16 protein-coding genes are annotated in these 17,121 nt (G+C 68.0%); 8 read left to right on the forward strand and 8 right to left on the reverse strand.

Translation table 11 applies throughout. From position 1 onward, the window contains the following. Positions 1-127: 127 nt before the first annotated feature. Entirely contained in the window at positions 128-946 is an 819-nt protein-coding gene (locus AC07U4_RS12660; protein ID WP_495195607.1) for a shikimate 5-dehydrogenase, read from the forward strand. 134 nt (positions 947-1,080) lie between these two features. On the opposite strand, the gene AC07U4_RS12665 is transcribed toward AC07U4_RS12660, so the two are convergent. Together AC07U4_RS12665 and AC07U4_RS12670 are read right to left on the reverse strand one after the other, a co-directional pair. Next, positions 1,081-1,476, reverse strand: a complete 396-nt coding sequence (locus AC07U4_RS12665) for a PaaI family thioesterase (RefSeq protein ID WP_038663107.1) — start codon at positions 1,474-1,476, stop codon at positions 1,081-1,083. Next, the gene (locus AC07U4_RS12670) at positions 1,473-1,898 is read right to left on the reverse strand and encodes a PaaI family thioesterase (RefSeq protein WP_052075633.1); all 426 of its coding nucleotides are present in this window, start codon (positions 1,896-1,898) and stop codon (positions 1,473-1,475) included. Before AC07U4_RS12670 ends, AC07U4_RS12665 begins: the two co-directional genes overlap by 4 nt. A gap of 181 nt (positions 1,899-2,079) precedes the next feature. Between AC07U4_RS12670 and AC07U4_RS12675 the strand changes: the two genes are divergently transcribed. Further along, entirely contained in the window at positions 2,080-2,859 is a 780-nt protein-coding gene (locus AC07U4_RS12675; protein ID WP_495195608.1) for a crotonase/enoyl-CoA hydratase family protein, read from the forward strand. Positions 2,860-2,990: 131 nt separating this feature from the next. On the opposite strand, the gene AC07U4_RS12680 is transcribed toward AC07U4_RS12675, so the two are convergent. After that, positions 2,991-3,257, reverse strand: coding sequence for a hypothetical protein (locus AC07U4_RS12680; protein ID WP_038663103.1), 267 nt, complete (start codon positions 3,255-3,257; stop codon positions 2,991-2,993). A 207-nt stretch (positions 3,258-3,464) separates the two neighbouring features. Further along, the gene (locus tag AC07U4_RS12685) at positions 3,465-4,847 is read right to left on the reverse strand and encodes a DEAD/DEAH box helicase (RefSeq protein ID WP_495195609.1); all 1,383 of its coding nucleotides are present in this window, start codon (positions 4,845-4,847) and stop codon (positions 3,465-3,467) included. A gap of 386 nt (positions 4,848-5,233) precedes the next feature. Here AC07U4_RS12685 and AC07U4_RS12690 point away from each other — a divergent pair, with 386 nt between their 5' ends. The 5 genes from AC07U4_RS12690 (at position 5,234) to AC07U4_RS12710 (ending at position 14,032) form a co-directional block, all read left to right on the forward strand. Then, positions 5,234-8,653: an autotransporter domain-containing protein gene (locus tag AC07U4_RS12690; protein ID WP_495195610.1), complete on the forward strand. Its 3,420-nt coding sequence runs from the start codon at positions 5,234-5,236 to the stop codon at positions 8,651-8,653. A 239-nt stretch (positions 8,654-8,892) separates the two neighbouring features. Continuing rightward, on the forward strand, positions 8,893-9,894 hold the full coding sequence (locus AC07U4_RS12695; RefSeq protein WP_495195611.1) for a fumarylacetoacetate hydrolase family protein: 1,002 nt from the start codon (positions 8,893-8,895) through the stop codon (positions 9,892-9,894). A gap of 278 nt (positions 9,895-10,172) precedes the next feature. Beyond that, positions 10,173-11,480 carry a thiamine pyrophosphate-dependent enzyme gene (locus tag AC07U4_RS12700; RefSeq protein WP_052075631.1) on the forward strand — a complete coding sequence of 436 codons (1,308 nt, stop codon included), beginning with the start codon at positions 10,173-10,175 and terminating at the stop codon, positions 11,478-11,480. A gap of 163 nt (positions 11,481-11,643) precedes the next feature. Then, positions 11,644-12,651 (forward strand): transketolase C-terminal domain-containing protein, encoded by a 1,008-nt coding sequence (locus AC07U4_RS12705; protein WP_137899827.1) that lies wholly within the window; start codon positions 11,644-11,646, stop codon positions 12,649-12,651. Position 12,652: 1 nt separating this feature from the next. Next, positions 12,653-14,032, forward strand: a complete 1,380-nt coding sequence (locus tag AC07U4_RS12710; RefSeq protein WP_495195612.1) for a dihydrolipoamide acetyltransferase family protein — start codon at positions 12,653-12,655, stop codon at positions 14,030-14,032. On the opposite strand, the gene AC07U4_RS12715 is transcribed toward AC07U4_RS12710, so the two are convergent. After that, on the reverse strand, positions 14,015-14,428 hold the full coding sequence (locus AC07U4_RS12715; protein WP_038663093.1) for a hypothetical protein: 414 nt from the start codon (positions 14,426-14,428) through the stop codon (positions 14,015-14,017). The genes AC07U4_RS12710 and AC07U4_RS12715 overlap by 18 nt on opposite strands. 78 nt (positions 14,429-14,506) lie before the next feature. On the opposite strand from AC07U4_RS12715, the gene AC07U4_RS12720 reads away from it, so the two are divergent. Next, positions 14,507-14,902 carry a c-type cytochrome gene (locus tag AC07U4_RS12720; protein ID WP_495195613.1) on the forward strand — a complete coding sequence of 132 codons (396 nt, stop codon included), beginning with the start codon at positions 14,507-14,509 and terminating at the stop codon, positions 14,900-14,902. Between the two features lie 221 nt (positions 14,903-15,123). Here AC07U4_RS12720 and gorA read toward each other — a convergent pair whose 3' ends face one another. From gorA to AC07U4_RS12735, 3 genes are read right to left on the reverse strand one after another with little or no spacing between them, the layout of a single operon-like run. After that, the gene (gorA, locus tag AC07U4_RS12725) at positions 15,124-16,470 is read right to left on the reverse strand and encodes a glutathione-disulfide reductase (RefSeq protein ID WP_495195614.1); all 1,347 of its coding nucleotides are present in this window, start codon (positions 16,468-16,470) and stop codon (positions 15,124-15,126) included. Then, positions 16,470-16,889, reverse strand: coding sequence for a type II toxin-antitoxin system VapC family toxin (vapC, locus tag AC07U4_RS12730; protein ID WP_495195615.1), 420 nt, complete (start codon positions 16,887-16,889; stop codon positions 16,470-16,472). The genes gorA and vapC overlap by 1 nt, the downstream gene beginning before the upstream one ends. Next, positions 16,880-17,092, reverse strand: a complete 213-nt coding sequence (locus AC07U4_RS12735) for a type II toxin-antitoxin system VapB family antitoxin (RefSeq protein ID WP_495179224.1) — start codon at positions 17,090-17,092, stop codon at positions 16,880-16,882. Before AC07U4_RS12735 ends, vapC begins: the two co-directional genes overlap by 10 nt. Positions 17,093-17,121 lie beyond the last annotated feature (29 nt).

Here is a 17,121-nt window from a genome sequence, read left to right on the forward strand (position 1 = left end):
CGAAGCCGTGACGAAGGGGGAGGATACGGTAGACATGCCGTATGCGGAAACGCCCCCTCCACCACCCGCTGACGCGGGCGGTCCCCCTCCCCCGCTAAAGCGAGGGAGAAATTGCGAAGGAACGACCATGACCAAACCCCTGATCGGCCGTGATACGCGGCTGTGCATGTCGCTGTCGGCGCGGCCGAGCAATTTCGGGACGCGCTTCCACAACCGGCTCTACGAGCTGCTCGGGCTCGACTATGTCTACAAGGCGTTCAGCACCACCGATCTGCCCGCGGCGATCGGCGGTATCCGCGCGCTCGGCATCCGTGGCTGCGCGATCTCGATGCCGTTCAAGGAGGCGGTGATCCCGCTGCTCGACGGGCTTGAAGGCTCGGCGGCGGCGATCGACAGCGTCAACACGATCGTCAATGACGATGGCCGGCTGACCGGCCACAATACCGATTATTCGGCGGTGCGCACGCTGGTCGAACAGGCCGGCGTGGCGGCGGGCACGACCGCGATGCTGCGCGGCTCGGGCGGCATGGGCAAGGCAGTGGCGACCGCGCTACGCGACGCCGGCCTGACCCGCGGCACGATCGTTGCGCGCAACGAGCAATCCGGTCGCGCGCTGGCCGAGTCGGTCGGCTGGGAGTGGGCGGCGGAGGTGGACGGTCGCACCGCCGGCCTGATCGCCAACGTCACGCCGCTCGGCATGGAAGGGCCGGACGCGGACGCGCTGGCGTTCGACCGCGAGACGATCGCCGCGGCGGAGCTGGTGCTCGACGCGGTGGCGCTGCCGCCCGATACGCCGCTGCTCCGCGCCGCACGCGACGCCGGCAAGCGGGTGATCACCGGCGCCGCGATCGGCACGCTACAGGCGCTCGAGCAGTTCGTGCTCTATACCGGCGTCACGCCGACGCCCGAGCAGGTCGCCGAGGCGGAGCGGGTGGCGCGGGGGTAGGCGCGCGCCCTCGATCCCTTCGTCATCCCGGCGAAAGCCGGGACCCATGGTTGCGGGCGGCCGGTGATGCGTGCCGACGCTGCCGACATCGTGCCCATGGGTCCCGGCCTGCGCCGGGATGACGAAGAAGCTTATCAATCCCGCACGATCAGATAGTTCATCCGCGCGCTGGCGATCGGTTTGGCGCGGTCGTCCTGCCACGCCACCGCCTCGACGTTGGCGATGCGCGTGCCGAGCCGGGTCACGATCCCCTCGGCGTGTGTCGGCTTGTCGCGGCCGCCGCGCATGAAGTCGACGGTGACGTTGACCGGCTTGATCCGGCCGCCGCCTTCCTCGGCGAGCGCATGCCGCAGCGAGACGATCGCCGCCACCTCGAGCAGCCCCGCGATCGCGCCGCCATGCAGGAAGCCGGGGCGTCCGAGCACCGCATCGCGGAACGGCAGCAGCAGCGTCGGCGCGGCGCCGTCGCGCGGGGTCAGCGAGATGCCGAGCAGCTCGGCATAAGGCGGCAGGACGGACGGCGGCGTCATGCGTTGGCATCCATCAGCATGAACGTGCCCGCGACATGCGCGAGCGGATCGTCGGGGGTATCGTCATAGGCGATGCCGCGCACGAAGGCGATCGAGCGGGTCAGGCGCAGGCATTCGCCGCGGCCGATCACCGTCCGCCCCGGCACCGCCGGCCGCAGATAGTCGACGCGCAGGTCGAGCGTCGCCTGGGGAGCGAATTTGTCGCGTTCCACCCACACCGCGATGCTCGTCGCCATGTCCATCAGCGCGATGATCGGCCCCGAGGCGAGCACGCCGCTGTCGGGATCGCCGACCAGCGCGTCGGTATAGGGCAAGGCCAGCTCGACCCAGCCGTCGCCACGGCCATGGTAGACGATGCCCAGCGCCCCGGCATGGCCGCCGAACCGGTGCGCCATGAAGGCGTCGATGTTGAAGCCGCTCATGGCTCTGTCTCTACACGCCATCGGCGGTAGCGCAACGCACCGGGTGGCGGTAGCGTGGGACATATACCACCGCCCCAACCCGTTAGGGCTGAGCCTGTCGAAGCCCGCGCTTGCGATCGAACGCCGCCCTTCGACAGGCTCGGGGCAAACGGATTGAAGCCGGGCCACGGGAGAGAGAGCCATGAACGACCGCGTCACCCTCAGCGTCACCGACGGGATCGCCGACGTCCGGCTCGCGCGGGCGGACAAGATGAATGCGATCGACCCGGCGATGTTCACCGCGATCGGCGCGACGATCGACGCGCTCGCCGGACGGCGCGACGTGCGCTGCGTCGTCCTGTCGGGCGAGGGCAGGGGCTTTTGCGCCGGCCTCGACATGGCGAGCATGGCGCAGGGCGGCTCGGGCATGTCGACCGAGCGCAACGCGCAGGGCGCGATCCCGCCGCAGCACGTCACCTGGGGCTGGCGGCAATTGCCGATGCCGGTGATCGCCGCGGTGCACGGCGTCGCCTTCGGCGGCGGTTTCCAGATCATGTCGGGGGCCGATATTCGCATCTCCGCACCCGACACGCGCTTCGCGATCCGCGAGACGCATTGGGGACTGGTGCCCGATATGGCCGGCTTTCCGATCTGGCGCGGGCTGGTGCGCGACGACGTGCTGCGCGAGCTCGTCTATACCGCGCGCGAGTTCGATGCGGCGGAGGCGCTGGCGCATGGCTTCGTGACGCGGCTGGCGGCGGATCCGCTCGCCGAGGCGCTGGCGCTGGCGCGGACGATCGCGGGGCGGAGTCCGCACGCGATCCGCGGCGCGAAGCGGCTGCTCAACATGGCGCATGACGCCGACCCGCGCGACATGCTGGTGGCCGAGACCGAAGAGCAGATGAAGGTGATCGGCAAGCCGAACATGATGGAGGCGGTCGCCGCCAATATGACGAAACGCGCAGCCGTGTTCGAGGATTGATTGCGGGCGTCCCGCACTCGCCCTCACCCTATCGCCGGCTGCGCCGGCTCTTCCCTCTCCCGATGGGAGAGGGAAAAGGCGCATAGCGCCGAAGGGTGAGGGCGAGGGCGGAACGCTGGTGATAGTCCCGCTTAAAGCACCACGGTCTCCGGCTTCGACTCCTCGATCGCCGCCAGCACCATCCGCTCCCACACCGCGGGATCGCCGGCCGCGGCCATCTTGCGGTCCGGCTCACGCAGCGTCCGCAGCACCGCGCGCGCATCCGCCAGATAGTCGCGCCACGCCAGATCGACCTGTTCGCCGGCGCTCTCGGCGTCGCCGCCGGCGTTGGCGCTGATCCGTTGCCCGGCGAGCACGCGGGCGATCCGTTCGGGCAGCGGGGTGGTCGATACGTCCATGGCATCATCTCCTCTGCTGGAAGAATGCCTCATATCGCAGCGGGTTGCCATGGATACGCAACGGCCCCGCAGGATCGCTCCCGCGGGGCCGGTGGATATCAGCGAACCCCGATACCGTTCGCCCTGAGCCTGTCGAAGGGCGGATGGGTCTCATCCGTGCTTCGACAAGCTCAGCACGAACGGGGCAAGGGAGATCGATCGCGAGCCTTAACGCGCCGCGCCCGAGCCCTGACCGCGACCACCGCCGCCGCCACCCGAACGACCGCCGCGACCGCCACCGCCGCCGCCGCCGCTACGCTGGCCACCACGGCTGGCGTTGGCATAGTTGCGCGTCGCGGTCGGCGCATGCGTGGCGCGCGGACGCGCCGGCTGGCGCTGGCCGCGCGGCAGGTCGGCACGCGGCGCGGGATCGGCACCGATCGCCTTGACGCGGGTCGCCTTGATCTCGTTCGACAGGCCGGTGAAATTGTCCGGCAGCGGCCGCACCGCGACCTTCTGGCGGGTCAGCTTCTCGATGTCCTTGAGGTACGGACGCTCGTCATCGGCGCAGAAAGCGACGGCGATGCCGCTCGCGCCGGCACGCGCGGTGCGGCCGATGCGGTGGACATATTGCTCCGCCACGTTGGGCAGCTCGAAGTTGATGACGTGGCTGACGCCCGAGACATCAATGCCGCGCGCCGCGATATCGGTCGCGACCAGCACCTTGGTCTTGCCGTCCTTGAACTCGCCGAGCGCGCGCTCGCGCTGGCCCTGGCTCTTGTTGCCGTGGATCGCGTTCGCCGCGATGCCGTTGCCGGCGAGCAGCTTCACGACGCGGTCGGCGCCATGCTTGGTGCGCGTGAAGACGAGCGCGCGGTTGATCGTCGGATCCTGCAGCACGATCGTCAGCAGCGCCTGCTTCTCCGCCTGATTGACGAAGGTGACATACTGGTCGACGCGCTCCGCGGTGGTCGAGGCGGGGACGACCGACACCGTCTTCGGCTCGTGCAGGAACTGGTTGGCGAGCTCGCGGATCGCCACCGGCATCGTCGCCGAGAAGAACAGCGTCTGGCGCTTGCGCGGGATCATCCGCACGATCTTCTTGAGCGCGTGGATGAAGCCGAGGTCCATCATCTGGTCGGCTTCGTCGAGGACGAGGATCTCGATCATCGACAGGTTGCACATGCCCTGCTCGACGAGGTCGATCAGCCGGCCCGGCGTCGCGACGAGGATGTCGACGCCGCGGCTGAGGTCCTGGCGGTTCTTGTTGATGCTGGTGCCGCCGAACACGGTCGCGACAGACAGCTTGCTGAACTGGCCGTAACCGCGCGCATTGTCGGCGATCTGGCTGGCGAGTTCGCGTGTCGGGGCGAGGACGAGCATCCGGCAATGCGTCGGCAGCACGCGCTTCTGGTTCTCGGTGAGGCGCTGGATCGACGGCAGCACGAACGCGGCGGTCTTGCCGGTGCCGGTCTGCGCGATGCCGAGCAGGTCGCCGCCTTCGAGCAGGATCGGGATCGACTGCGCCTGGATCGGGGTCGGGGTGGTATAGCCTTTGGCTTCGAGCGCGCGGACGAGCGGCTCGGCGAGGCCGAGGGTTGCGAATGACATGGAAACGTAGCCTTCAAAACGGGGCCTGACCCGCGCGCCGGATTCCATCATGGAAACGGCTCGCAGGGGGCGGGGGAAACTGACACCCCGCGTGAATAGGGAAGCCCTGAGCGTATCGACCGAGGCGGAGCCGGGGGTGGCAGAGCCAACCCGTTCACGCTGCATGACGCCTCGATTGACCGCCATGTGCGCTGCATCGCGGCAAAAGTCAAGTCGGAGGCGAAACGGGCATCGGTGTGGCTCGCGATCAACACTTTCACCATTTCCGATTCTATAATGGAAGGTTGACCTTCCTGCCGCCTTGACTTGCCCCCGGCCCCCAATAGGCTCCCCGACATTCGTGACCGTGAGAAGATCGGCCGAATAACAGGGGATTAGAATAGATAATGGCTAATACAGCATTGCGTGGCGCAGCCCGTCGCGTCCTTCTCGCCTCGTCGGCGCTGATCGCGCTGCCGGGCGCCGCCCAGGCCCAGGCCGCGACTTCGGATCTGTCGATGAGCCTCAAGGGCATCCTGCCGATCGCCGAGATGCAGGGCGGGTCGGCGACGGCGACGCCGCCGCAGGCCGATCCCAGCGTCGTCATCTCCAATCCCGGCACGCCGAGCACGATCCTCGACCAGGGCGTCAATGGCGTCGGCCAGATGATCATCGACCAGAAGAACGGCTTCGTCGGCCTGTGCACCGGCACGCTGATCAATCCGCGCACCGTCGTGTTCGCGGCGCATTGCGTCAACGAAAGCCCGACCGGAACCGCGATGAACCCGTGGAACTACGGCAAGGGCGCCGGGCAGCTGCCGATCGGCTTCGGCTTCGAGGCGGACACGATTGCCGGCCAGCGCGCCTGGTTCCGCAGCAACTACAGCACCAGCACCGCCAACCATTTCTACAACGTCAATCAGGTCGTCTACAACGCGCAGTCGCTGAACCTCGGCCTCGCCAACAACTTCCTGCAGGCCGATGTCGCATTGGCGACCTTCGACACGCCGGCGGCCGACGTGCCGACCTGGACGATGCTCTTCTCGCCGCTGCCCGCGCCCGCGTCGATCAGCGACACGACCGGCACCGGCTATCACGTCACGGTGACCGGCTACGGCACCAACGGCACCGGCCTGACCGGCGCCAGCGGCGCGATCGATTACCGCCGCCGCGTCGCGGAGAATTACGTCGGCCTGCTCGGCTCGATCGACGATTTCTATTTCGGCCTGTTCGGCGGCAGCGCCGGCCTGCCCGCCAATCTGTACCAGACCGACTTCGACGATCCGACCCGCCGCTATCCCGGCGATTACAACCTGTTCAAGGACGAGGCGCTGCCTCGCGAGGGGACGACCGGCCCCGGCGATTCGGGCGGTCCGCTGATCCTCGACCGGACGTTCAACAAGGCGACGATCATCGGCGTGCTGTCGGGCAGCTACACGTTCGGCGGCCAGATCCGCGGCGGCTACGGCACCACCGCTTTCTACCAGCCGCTGTATCTCTATTGGGACTATATCCTCGCCAACAATCCGTATCGCTACGCCAATACGGTCGCCGGGGACGGCAAGTGGAGCGATGCCAGCCACTGGGTGACGGCGCTCGACCCCTCCTATCAGGTGATCGTCAACGGCCAGCTCGCCAATGGCGTGCCCACCACGCCCGGCCTCGGCATCACCCCCGATACGGAGAACAAATTCGGTCAGGTCTGCGATCAGGAGCCGGCGTTCAACTACGACCAATGCTATGACGTGAAGACCAAGATCACCTATGTCGACGGTCAGCCGGTCGCCGCCGCGCAGCCGGGCGTACAGGGCGGCACCGCGAGCAGCGGCAACGATCAGGCGACGGTGCGCAAGATCGATGCCGACGCCACCGCTGCCGTCGGCGGCGATGCGGTCGCTGCGGCGCTGCCGGCGGCGACGCTCGCCAACGGCCTGCCGGGTGCGACCAACTTCGTGCCGAACAACATCGATCCCGATGCGGCGACGCGGCGCAGCGCGCGGTATTATGACGTCACGCTGAGCGCGGCGGGCACGACGACGCTCGACACCGCAGTGACGATCGACCGGTTCAGCGTCGCCGGCACCAATGCCAAGCTGGCGATCACCTCGGCGGGATCGCTGACCAGCCTGATGGCGGTCAATCAATATACCGGCGCGGTGCAGGTCGACGGCACGCTGTCGACGCGCGGCGACTACTTCCTGATGAGCGGCCTGCTCACCGGCAGCGGCCGGATCAACACGCCGTTCCTCACCAGCGCCACCGGCATCATCGCGCCGGGCACGATGGGGACGATCGGCACGCTGACCGTCGGTGGCAACCTGATCCTCGCTTCGGGCAGCACGTTGCTGGTCGACGTCGGCCCCAACGGCACGTCGGACCGCGTCGCGGTGGTGCGCAACGGCACCACCGACGGCGTCGCCAGCATCGGCGGCCGCGTCGGCTTCGCGCCGGTCGCCGGGCACATGATCCGCTACAACGATCTCTACACGATCGTCACCGCGGCGGGCGGTGTCGTCGGCACCTTCCAGTCGCCCTCGGCCCTGTCGGCGATCCTGACCCCGCAATTCGTCTATTCGGCGAATGCGGTGCAGGCGCGGATCGTCGCCGGCAGCTATGCCAGCGTCGTCGCCGCGACGCCGATCCAGACCGCCTTCGCCGGACTGCTCGATCGCAACCGCGCGAGCAACTACACTGCGCTGTCGGGTCTGTACGGCATCCTTGATCTTCAGGATGCGGGGACGATCCGTGCGACGCTGGAAGGGCTCGCACCGCGCACCACGCCGCTCAAATACGGCATGGGGACGGTCGCGACCGAGAATATGTCGCGCTTCTACCGCCAGCATCTCGCCGGGATCGACGCCAGCCAGCCGCTGTCGGGGACGCTGACGATGACCGGCCAGCCGCTGCAATTCGCCGCGCTGATGGCGAGCGACCTGCCGATGACGCAGGCGACCGCGAGCGACACCACCTCGACCACGGTGCGTGAGGGCGTGCTGCCCGAGAACGTCAACGTGTTCATCGCCGGCGGGTACGTCGACGGCGACAGCCACAGCCTGCGCGATGCCAATCCGTTCGGCGGCCGTGACAATTTCGACGGCTTCTACGTGGTCAGCGGCATCGAGGCGAAGGTCAGCGACACCGGCGTGCTCGGCTTCGGCTTCGGCTATACCAAGCTCGACGGCACCACTGGCGGCGTCGGCCAGTCGGCGCGCGGCGAGCTGTTCCAGGGCACGCTGTTCGGCAAGCTGCAGGCGCCGGGCGGGCAGGTGCTCGACGCGCAGGTCAGCGGCGGCGTGTTCCAGGCGTATACGCGGCGTACGGTGGCGATCGCCACGGTCGCCTCGACGCTGCGCAGCCGCGACGATGCGCTGGCGGTGTCGGCGGAGGTCGGTCTCGGGCAGATGTTCGACTTCGGCGGCCTGCAGGTCGGGCCGCGGATCGCGGCGCGGGTCAATCACATCGGCTTCACGCCGACGGTGGAGACCGGTGGCGACGGCGCGCTGCGCTTCGACCGCTACAATCTCGACAGCGCGCAGGGTCGCGCCGGGCTGCAACTGGCCGGCGGCGACGTGATCAAGCCGTTCGCCTCGGCCTATTACGTCCACGACTTCAAGGACCAGCCGGGCGTCTTCACCGCCAATTTCATCGGCGGTACCGCACCGGCGGGCTTCCGCCTGTCGAGCCAGGACCAGAATTGGGCCGAACTGGCGGCGGGCCTGTCCTATGCCACCGACCGGATCGAGCTGTCGGTCAGCGCCGACACCACCGTCGCGCGCAAAGACGTGCGCAACCAGGCCTATCGCGGCGCGATCAAGTTCAAATTCTGATCGATCGTCGCACGTAAAACCGGGGCCGCTCTCCCGCAGGGGAGGGCGGCCCTTGTCGTTTGTCCCATTCGTCATCTCCATAATTCGTCATCCCGGCGAAAGCCGGGATGACGAAGCAAGGGGTGGGGGAATGACGGACGGGTGGAGAGGGGCCTCCCGTATCCCCCGATACTTTTCCGTCGCAACCCGGCACGCCAGCCGATACACCGTCGGGCCAACGACATGAGAGGATGCGCCGGATGAAACTCGCCAGTCTGAAGCAGGGCCGTGACGGCAGGCTCGTCGTCGTCTCCACCGATCTCGCCTGGTGCGCCGATGCGACGCACATCGCGCCGACCTTGCAGGCGGCGCTCGACGCGTGGGACCGGCTGCTGCCCGATCTCCAGAACCTCGCCACCGACCTCGACCACGAGGTGATCCCGCGCGAGCGCTTCCACGAACATGACGCCGCCTCGCCGCTGCCGCGGGCGTATCAATGGGCGGACGGCTCGGCCTATGTGAACCATGTCGCGCTCGTCCGGCAGGCGCGCGGCGCCGAGATGCCCGAGACCTTCTGGCACGATCCCCTGATGTATCAGGGCGGCTCGGATGGTTTCCTTGGCCCGCGCGACCCGATCCCGCTCGCCGACGAGGCGTGGGGCTGCGACCTCGAGGCCGAGGTGGTGGTCGTCACCGGCGACGTGCCGCTCGGCGCGAGCCGCGACGAGGCGCTGGCCGGCATCCGGCTGGTCGGGCTGACCAACGACGTCAGCCTGCGCAACCTGATCCCCGGCGAACTCGCCAAGGGCTTCGGCTTTTTCCAGTCCAAGCCGGCGAGCGCCTTCTCGCCGGTGTTTGTCACCCCGGAGGCGCTGGGCGACTGGTGGCGGGACGGCAAGCTGCACCGCAAGCTCCACGTCGATCTCAACGGCCAGCCGTTCGGCCGCGCCGATGCGGGCGAGGACATGACCTTCGACTTCGGAACGCTGGTCGCGCATGCGGCGAAGACGCGCCGGCTGGGGGCGGGGACGATCGTCGGCTCGGGCACCGTCTCGAACCGCGGCCCCGATGGCGGTCCGGGCCAGACGATCGCGGCGGGCGGCGTCGGCTATTCCTGCCTCGCCGAGCTGCGCACCGTCGAGACGATCGCCACCGGCACGGCGACGACGCCGTTCCTGCGCAAGGGCGACACCGTGCGCATCTGGGCGGAGGACGACAAGCACCATCCGATCTTCGGCGTGATCGAGCAGACGGTGGGGTGAGCCAATCCTCCCCGGCACGGGGAGGGGGGCCGCCCGCGCAGCGGGTGGTGGAGGGGGCGGGCCGCAGGCGTGGCGCCTGTGGACGCCCCCCTCCGTCAGCGCTTCGCGCCGCCACCTCCCCGTGCCGGGGAGGAACGGGGTCGCCCGGCACACGATCCGTTTCGACCGGTACAGCGGAATCGCTCCGCCCACCGAAAAGCCGCTTGAAATTTAATTACAGCCGCGCAACACGATCCAACAACAGCGCTGGCGACCCTCGTCGGACGTGAAGGAGAGAGATGGTGGCCAGCGAGCATCCTCGCGCCAATGCGCAGCCGCCCCGGAACCTGCCCGGGCTGACGCTGCACGTGCCGGAGCCCAAGTTCCGGCCCGGCGATGCGGTCGACTTCGTCGGCGTCGACGTGCCGCCCGCCGGTGCCGCGCGGCGCCCCGATACCGCCGCCTCGGCGCACGATTTCACCGATCTCGCTTATACGTTGGTCCGCGTCCTCGACGAGGACGGCCGCGCCGTCGGGCCGTGGGACCCCAAGCTCTCGCCCGACATGCTGCGGCGGATGCTGCGCAACATGGCGCTGCTCCGCGCCTTCGACGAGCGGATGTTCCGCGCGCAGCGGCAGGGCAAGACCAGCTTCTACATGAAGGCGACGGGCGAGGAGGCGGTGGCGATCGCCGCCGCTCAGGCGCTCGACTTCGAGGACATGTGCTTCCCGTCCTATCGCCAGCAGGGGCTGCTCATCGCGCGCGGCTATCCGCTGGTCGAGATGATGAACCAGATCTACTCGAATCGTGGCGACAAGCTCCAGGGCAAGCAGCTGCCGATCATGTATTCGGCGCGCGACCACGGCTTCTTCTCGATCTCGGGCAATCTCACCACGCAATATCCGCAGGCGGTCGGCTGGGCGATGGCCTCGGCCGCCAAGGGCGATACGCGCATCGCCGCGGCGTGGTGCGGCGAGGGCTCGACCGCGGAAGGCGACTTCCACTCCGCCTGCACCTTCGCCGCGGTCTATCGCGCGCCGGTGATCTTCAACGTCGTCAACAACCAATGGGCGATCAGCAGCTTCTCGGGCTTCGCCGGGGCCGAGGCGACGACCTTCGCGGCGCGCGCGATCGGCTATGGCATCGCCGGGCTGCGCGTCGATGGCAATGATGCGCTCGCGGTCTATGCGGCGACCCTGTGGGCGGCGGAGCGCGCGCGCACCAATGCCGGGCCGACGCTGATCGAGCATTTCACCTATCGCGCCGAGGGCCATTCGACCTCCGACGATCCGACGCAATATCGCAGCGCCGGCGAACCGACCGCCTGGCCGCTCGGCGACCCGATCGCGCGGCTGAAGCAGCATCTCATCGTCATCGGCGAATGGGACGAGGAGCGCCACGCCGCGCAGGACCGCGAGCTCGCCGAATACGTCAAGGCCGAGCAGAAGGAAGCCGAGAAGAACGGCATCCTCGGCCACGGCCTGCATCAGCCGCTCGACACGCTGTTCGACGGCGTGTTCGAGGAGATGCCGTGGCATTTGCGCGAACAGCAGGCGCAGATGATGGCCGAGGAAGAGGCGAGCGGCCGGCCATGGGCGCGCAAGTGATGGCCACGCACGCCGTCACCCCGGGCGTGACCCGGGGTCCCGCTGTTTCTTTCCTGCCGCGCACGATAGCGGGACCCCGGGTCGAGCCCGGGGTGACGAGGATTGTGGAATGACCGACATCACCACCCAGCCAGAACCCGCCGCCGACACCGGCACCGCCCGCATGAACATGATCCAGGCGATCAATAGCGCGCTCGACATCTGCATGGCGCGCGATCCCGACGTGCTCGTGATGGGCGAGGACGTCGGCTATTTCGGCGGTGTCTTCCGCGCCACCGCGGGCCTGCAGGCGAAATACGGCAAGACCCGCGTCTTCGACACGCCGATCACCGAAACCGGCATCATCGGCGTCGCGATCGGCATGGGCGCCTATGGCCTGCGCCCGGTCCCCGAAATCCAGTTCGCCGATTACATCTATCCCGCGCTCGACCAGCTCGTCTCCGAGGCGGCGCGGCTGCGCTATCGCTCGGCGGGCGAGTTCATCAGCCCGATGACGGTGCGCTCGCCGTTCGGCGGCGGCATCTTCGGCGGCCAGACGCATTCGCAATCGCCCGAGGGCATCTTCACCCACGTCTCCGGCATCAAGACGGTGATTCCCGCAACGCCCTATGACGCCAAGGGCCTGCTGATCTCGGCGATCGAGGACAACGACCCCGTCCTTTTCTTCGAGCCCAAGCGCATCTACAACGGCCCCTTCAACGGCTATTGGGACAAGCCGTCGGAAAACTGGTCGAAGCACCCCGCCGGTGAGGTGCCGACCGGCTATTACAAGGTGCCGCTCGGCAAGGCCGCGGTGGTGCGCGAGGGCGAGGCGCTAACCATCCTGTGCTACGGCACGATGGTCCACGTCTGCGCGGCGGTGATCGCCGAACACAATATCGATGCCGAGATCGTCGACCTGCGCACGCTCGTGCCGCTCGACATCGAGACGATCGAGGCGTCGGTGAAGAAGACCGGCCGCTGCATGATCGTCCATGAGGCGACGCGCACCAGCGGCTTCGGCGCCGAATTGTCGGCGTTGGTGCAGGAGCGCTGCTTCTACCATCTCGAAGCGCCGATCGAGCGCGTCACCGGCTATGACACGCCGTATCCGCACAGCCTCGAATGGGCGTATTTCCCGGGGCCGGTGCGCATCGGCCAGGCCCTCAAGAAGATCATGAAGGACGCATAGGATGGCCCGCTTCACCTTCAAGCTGCCGGACATCGGCGAGGGCATCGCCGAGGCCGAGATCGTCGCCTGGCACGTCGCCGTCGGCGACCGGGTCGAGGAAGACCAGAATATCGCCGACATGATGACCGACAAGGCGACCGTCGAGATGGAATCGCCGGTGTCGGGCGTCGTCGTCGAACTGGCCGGCGAGGTCGGCGACCAGGTCGCGATCGGCGCGGCGCTGGTGGTGATCGAGACCGAGGAGGCCTGCGAGAGCGCGGGAGGGGGCGAGGCGATCGCCGCGCCGCCGAGTGTCGAGCAGGCCGAGGTCGCCGAACAATATGAGGCGGAAAACCCGGGGGTGGAGGAAGCGCAGAGCGCCGGCCTGACCACCCCGGCGCGGTCGGGCGAGCCCAGCGCCCCATCGCCCGTTCGTGCTGAGCCTGTCGAAGCACGGGCCACGAACGCACCGATTGGGGAAACCCGCCCTTCGACAGGCTCAGGGCGAACGGAGGATGGTGGCGCAGCACACCAAGCCCATGTCCTCGCCTCGCCCGCCGTCCGCGCCCGCGCGCGCGATCTCGGCATCGACCTCGCACAGGTGAAGACCGACGCCGATCGCGTCCGTCACGCCGATCTCGACGCCTTCCTGCGCTACAACGCCGGCCAGGGCTATCAAGCCCCCGGCGCATCCCGCGCCCGTGCCGACGAGCAGATCCGCGTCATCGGCATGCGCCGCCGCATCGCCGAGAACATGGCCGCGTCGAAGCGCAACATCCCGCACTTCACCTATGTCGACGAGATCGATGTCACCGCGCTGGAGGCGATGCGCGCCGATCTCAACGATCATCGCGGCGCACGCCCCAAGCTGACGCTGCTGCCGTTGCTGATCGTCGCGATCTGCCGCACGCTGCCGCAATTCCCGATGCTCAACGCGCGGTACGACGACGAGGCGGGCGTGGTCACGCGCTCGGGCCGCGTCCATCTCGGCATGGCGGCGCAGACCGACGCAGGGCTTACCGTGCCGGTGATCCGCGACGCGCAGGACAGGAACGTCTGGCAACTCGCCACCGAGATCGCGCGCCTCGCCGAGGCGGCGCGCGCCAACAAGCTGAAGCCGGAAGAACTCGGCAACGGCACGATCACCGTCACCTCGCTGGGGCCGCTCGGCGGCATTGCGACGACGCCGGTCATCAACCGCCCCGAAGTGGCGATCATCGGTCCGAACAAGATCGTCGAACGCCCGGTGTTCACGGGTCGCGGTGACGAAATCCGCCGCGCCAAGCTGATGAACCTGTCGATCAGCTGCGATCATCGCGTCGTCGATGGCTGGGATGCGGCGAGCTACGTCCAGGCGCTCAAGACGCAGCTCGAAACGCCGGTCCTATTGTTCGCGGACTGACCGATCGGCGAGGCGGGGGGCGGCATGCCGCCGTGCCTCCGCCTGCGCCAGTCGCTGTTCGATGCGGCGAAGCATCGCGCAATAGCTCCGCCGCTCGTCCGGGCTGAGCGCCGCGCCACGCTGGACGTACTGGTCCACCCCGTTCCATATTCGCGTCAGGTCGTCGCGCATGAACGCCGCCGGCCCCGGTGCGACCAGCCCGGCGCGCCGCTGCCGGTCGAGCCGTTCGCCGAGCAGCGTCAGCCGACGCGCGAAATAGGCTTGCTGTTGTACCGCGCGGCTCGCCATCAGGCGGCGCTCCGCGGCATAAGCGGAGCTCGACGTCGCGGGCGGGACCGGCAGTCCGGCCACGGCGATGGCGCCCGACAGCGCGAGGACGAACATCTTATGGGTCATATTGCGTCCGTAACGGACAAAGGTAAAGAAGCCCCGAAACGCCCGGCGCCGCTTATTCTCTGGCTGGCCACGGTCGCGATGCTCGCCGCCTGCTCGAACGACGACCGCGCGGCGCGCCGCGCCGCCGCCGGTCCGTCACCCGATCGGGCCGCGCTGCTGCGCGTCGCCAGCGTCGCCGCCGGCGAGCGTCAATTCGCGCGCTGCGCCGCCTGCCACGCCATCCGCCGCGACGCGCCCGATCGCAACGGCCCGACGCTGTTCGGCGTCGTCGGCGCGCCGGTCGCCGGGGTCAGCCCGCGTTTCGGCTATACCGCCGCGCTGCAACGCGTCGGCGGCCGCTGGACGCCCGAGCGGCTGGACGTCTGGCTGGCCGACCCCCGCGCCTTCGCCCCCGGCACCTCGATGGGCTTTCCCGGCCTCGCCGACCCGCTCGACCGTGCCGACGTGATCGCCTACCTTCAGGCGCAGCGATAGCACCCGCGGCCCGTCTGGCGGCCCGGGACCAATCGACGTTCATCGCCGTCTACCCGTCACCCCGGACTTGATCCGGGGTCCCGCTACGTCCTTTTACCGGTACGGATCAGGAAGAAGCGGGACCCCGGGTCGAGCCCGGGGTGACGAAAAAGGGACGCCTCGGCGCCCGTCGTTGTCCGGAACGCCGCAATCTCGAATGTTTCTAGGCGCCCAGCCGGCCCTTATTTCATCAGCACGAGTTCCTCGGCCATCGTCGGATGAAGCGCGACCGTCTCGTCGAACTGCGCCTTGGTCAGCCCCGCCTTCACCGCGATCGCGGCCGCCTGCAGGATTTCCGGCACGTCGGGCCCGATCATATGCAGTCCGACGATCCGCCCGGTCTCACCGTCGCATACCATCTTGTACAAGGCGCGCTCGTTGCGGCCGGCGAGCACGTTCTTCATCGGCCGGAAATCCGACGAATAGACGCGGATCGAGCCGAGCTTCTGCTTCGCCTCGCTCTCGGTCATGCCGACGCCGGCCATCGGCGGATGGCTGAACACCGCCGCGGGGATGTTGGAATAATCGACCGTCGTCGGCTTGTCGCCGTAGAAGGTGTCGGCGAACGCCTGCCCCTCGCGGATCGCCACCGGGGTCAGCTGGACGCGGTTGGTGACGTCGCCGACCGCGAAGATGCTGTCGACGCTCGACCGGTTCTGCTCGTCGACGACGATCGCGCCTTTTTCGAGCTTCACCCCGATCTCTTCGAGGCCGAGCCCCTCGGTGTTGGGCACGCGGCCGGTGGCGAACATCACCATGTCGACCGTCACCGGGTCATGGTTCGACATACGGACGGTCAGGCACCCGTCCTCGCCCTTCTCGATGCCTTCGAAATTGGCGTCGAACTTGAACTCCAGCCCCTTCATCATGCTGATCTGGAGCAGCCGGTCGCGGATCGACAGGTCGTAACCGCGCAGGATGTCCTGCGTCCGGTTCATGATCGTGACGTGCGCGCCGAGCTGGTGGAAGATGCCGGCGAATTCGTTGGCGATATAGCCCGCGCCGGCGATCAGGATGCGCTTGGGGATCGCATCGAGGTGGAACGCCTCGTTGCTGGTGATGCCGAGCTCGGCGCCGGGGCAGTCGGGCACCGCCGGATGCGCGCCGACCGCGACGAGGATGCGCCCGGCGGTCTTCTCGGTCCCGTCGGCGAGGCGGACGCTGTGCGGTCCGGTGACGACCGCGCGCTGGTGGATGATCTCGACGCCATGCGTCTCCAGCGTCTGCGTATAGGCGCCGTTGATCCGGTCGACCTCTTCGAGCACGTTGTCGCGCAGCGTCTGCCAGTCGAACGCGCACTGATCCGGCACCTGCCAGCCGAAGCGCTTGGCGTCCTTCAGATCCTCGGCGAAATGCGCGCCGTAGATCAGCAGCTTCTTGGGCACGCAGCCGCGGATGACGCAGGTGCCGCCGACGCGATATTCCTCGGCGACCGCCACTTTCGCGCCATGCGCCGCGGCGACGCGGCTCGCGCGCGTGCCGCCGGACCCCGCGCCGATGACGAACAGGTCATAATCATAGTCGGACATCAATTCACTCCGGGAGCGTCGAGCGCCGACCGGAGGCCGAGATGCTGGACGAAAGGGTCGAAATCACGATCGCTGTACAACAGCGGAAGACGGTCAAGGATGCAGCGGGTGGCGATCAACGTGTCGATCGTCTTGCGGATCGTGATGCCGAGACCGCGGAGATGGCGATAGTGGCGGGCGGCTGCAACGGCGACGTGGTGGTCGCTGATCGTCAGTCGATCGAAGCGAGCGAAGAATCGCATCGCCTCATCCGCCCGCGCTTCGCTTCGTGCGCCTTGCAGCACTTCCATAAGGACGAGGTCGCCGATGCTTAAGGGATCGCCTCTATCGAGACATCCCGTCAATGCGCGGGTCTGGATCGTATCCCGATTGCGCAGCAGGTCGATCCATACGCTGGAATCGACGACGATTATCCCCATTCGCGTACCGGATCGTCAATACGCATCGCCTCAAGGTCACCGTCCCAGCCGAGTCCGCGCAACCCCTCAAGGGCTTCGCGTTGACGCTCGAGCTTGACGTAACGGTTTAGAACGAAGTGAACCACATCACGCTTGGTCTTCAGGCCACTCAACTGGGCGGCTTCCGCCATCAAGGCGTCGTCGATCTCGATATTGGTCCGCATGTGTATGGCTCCGCAGAACCGTACACATA

It is taken from the genome of Sphingomonas sp. GW821-FHT02B09, assembly GCF_059421875.1.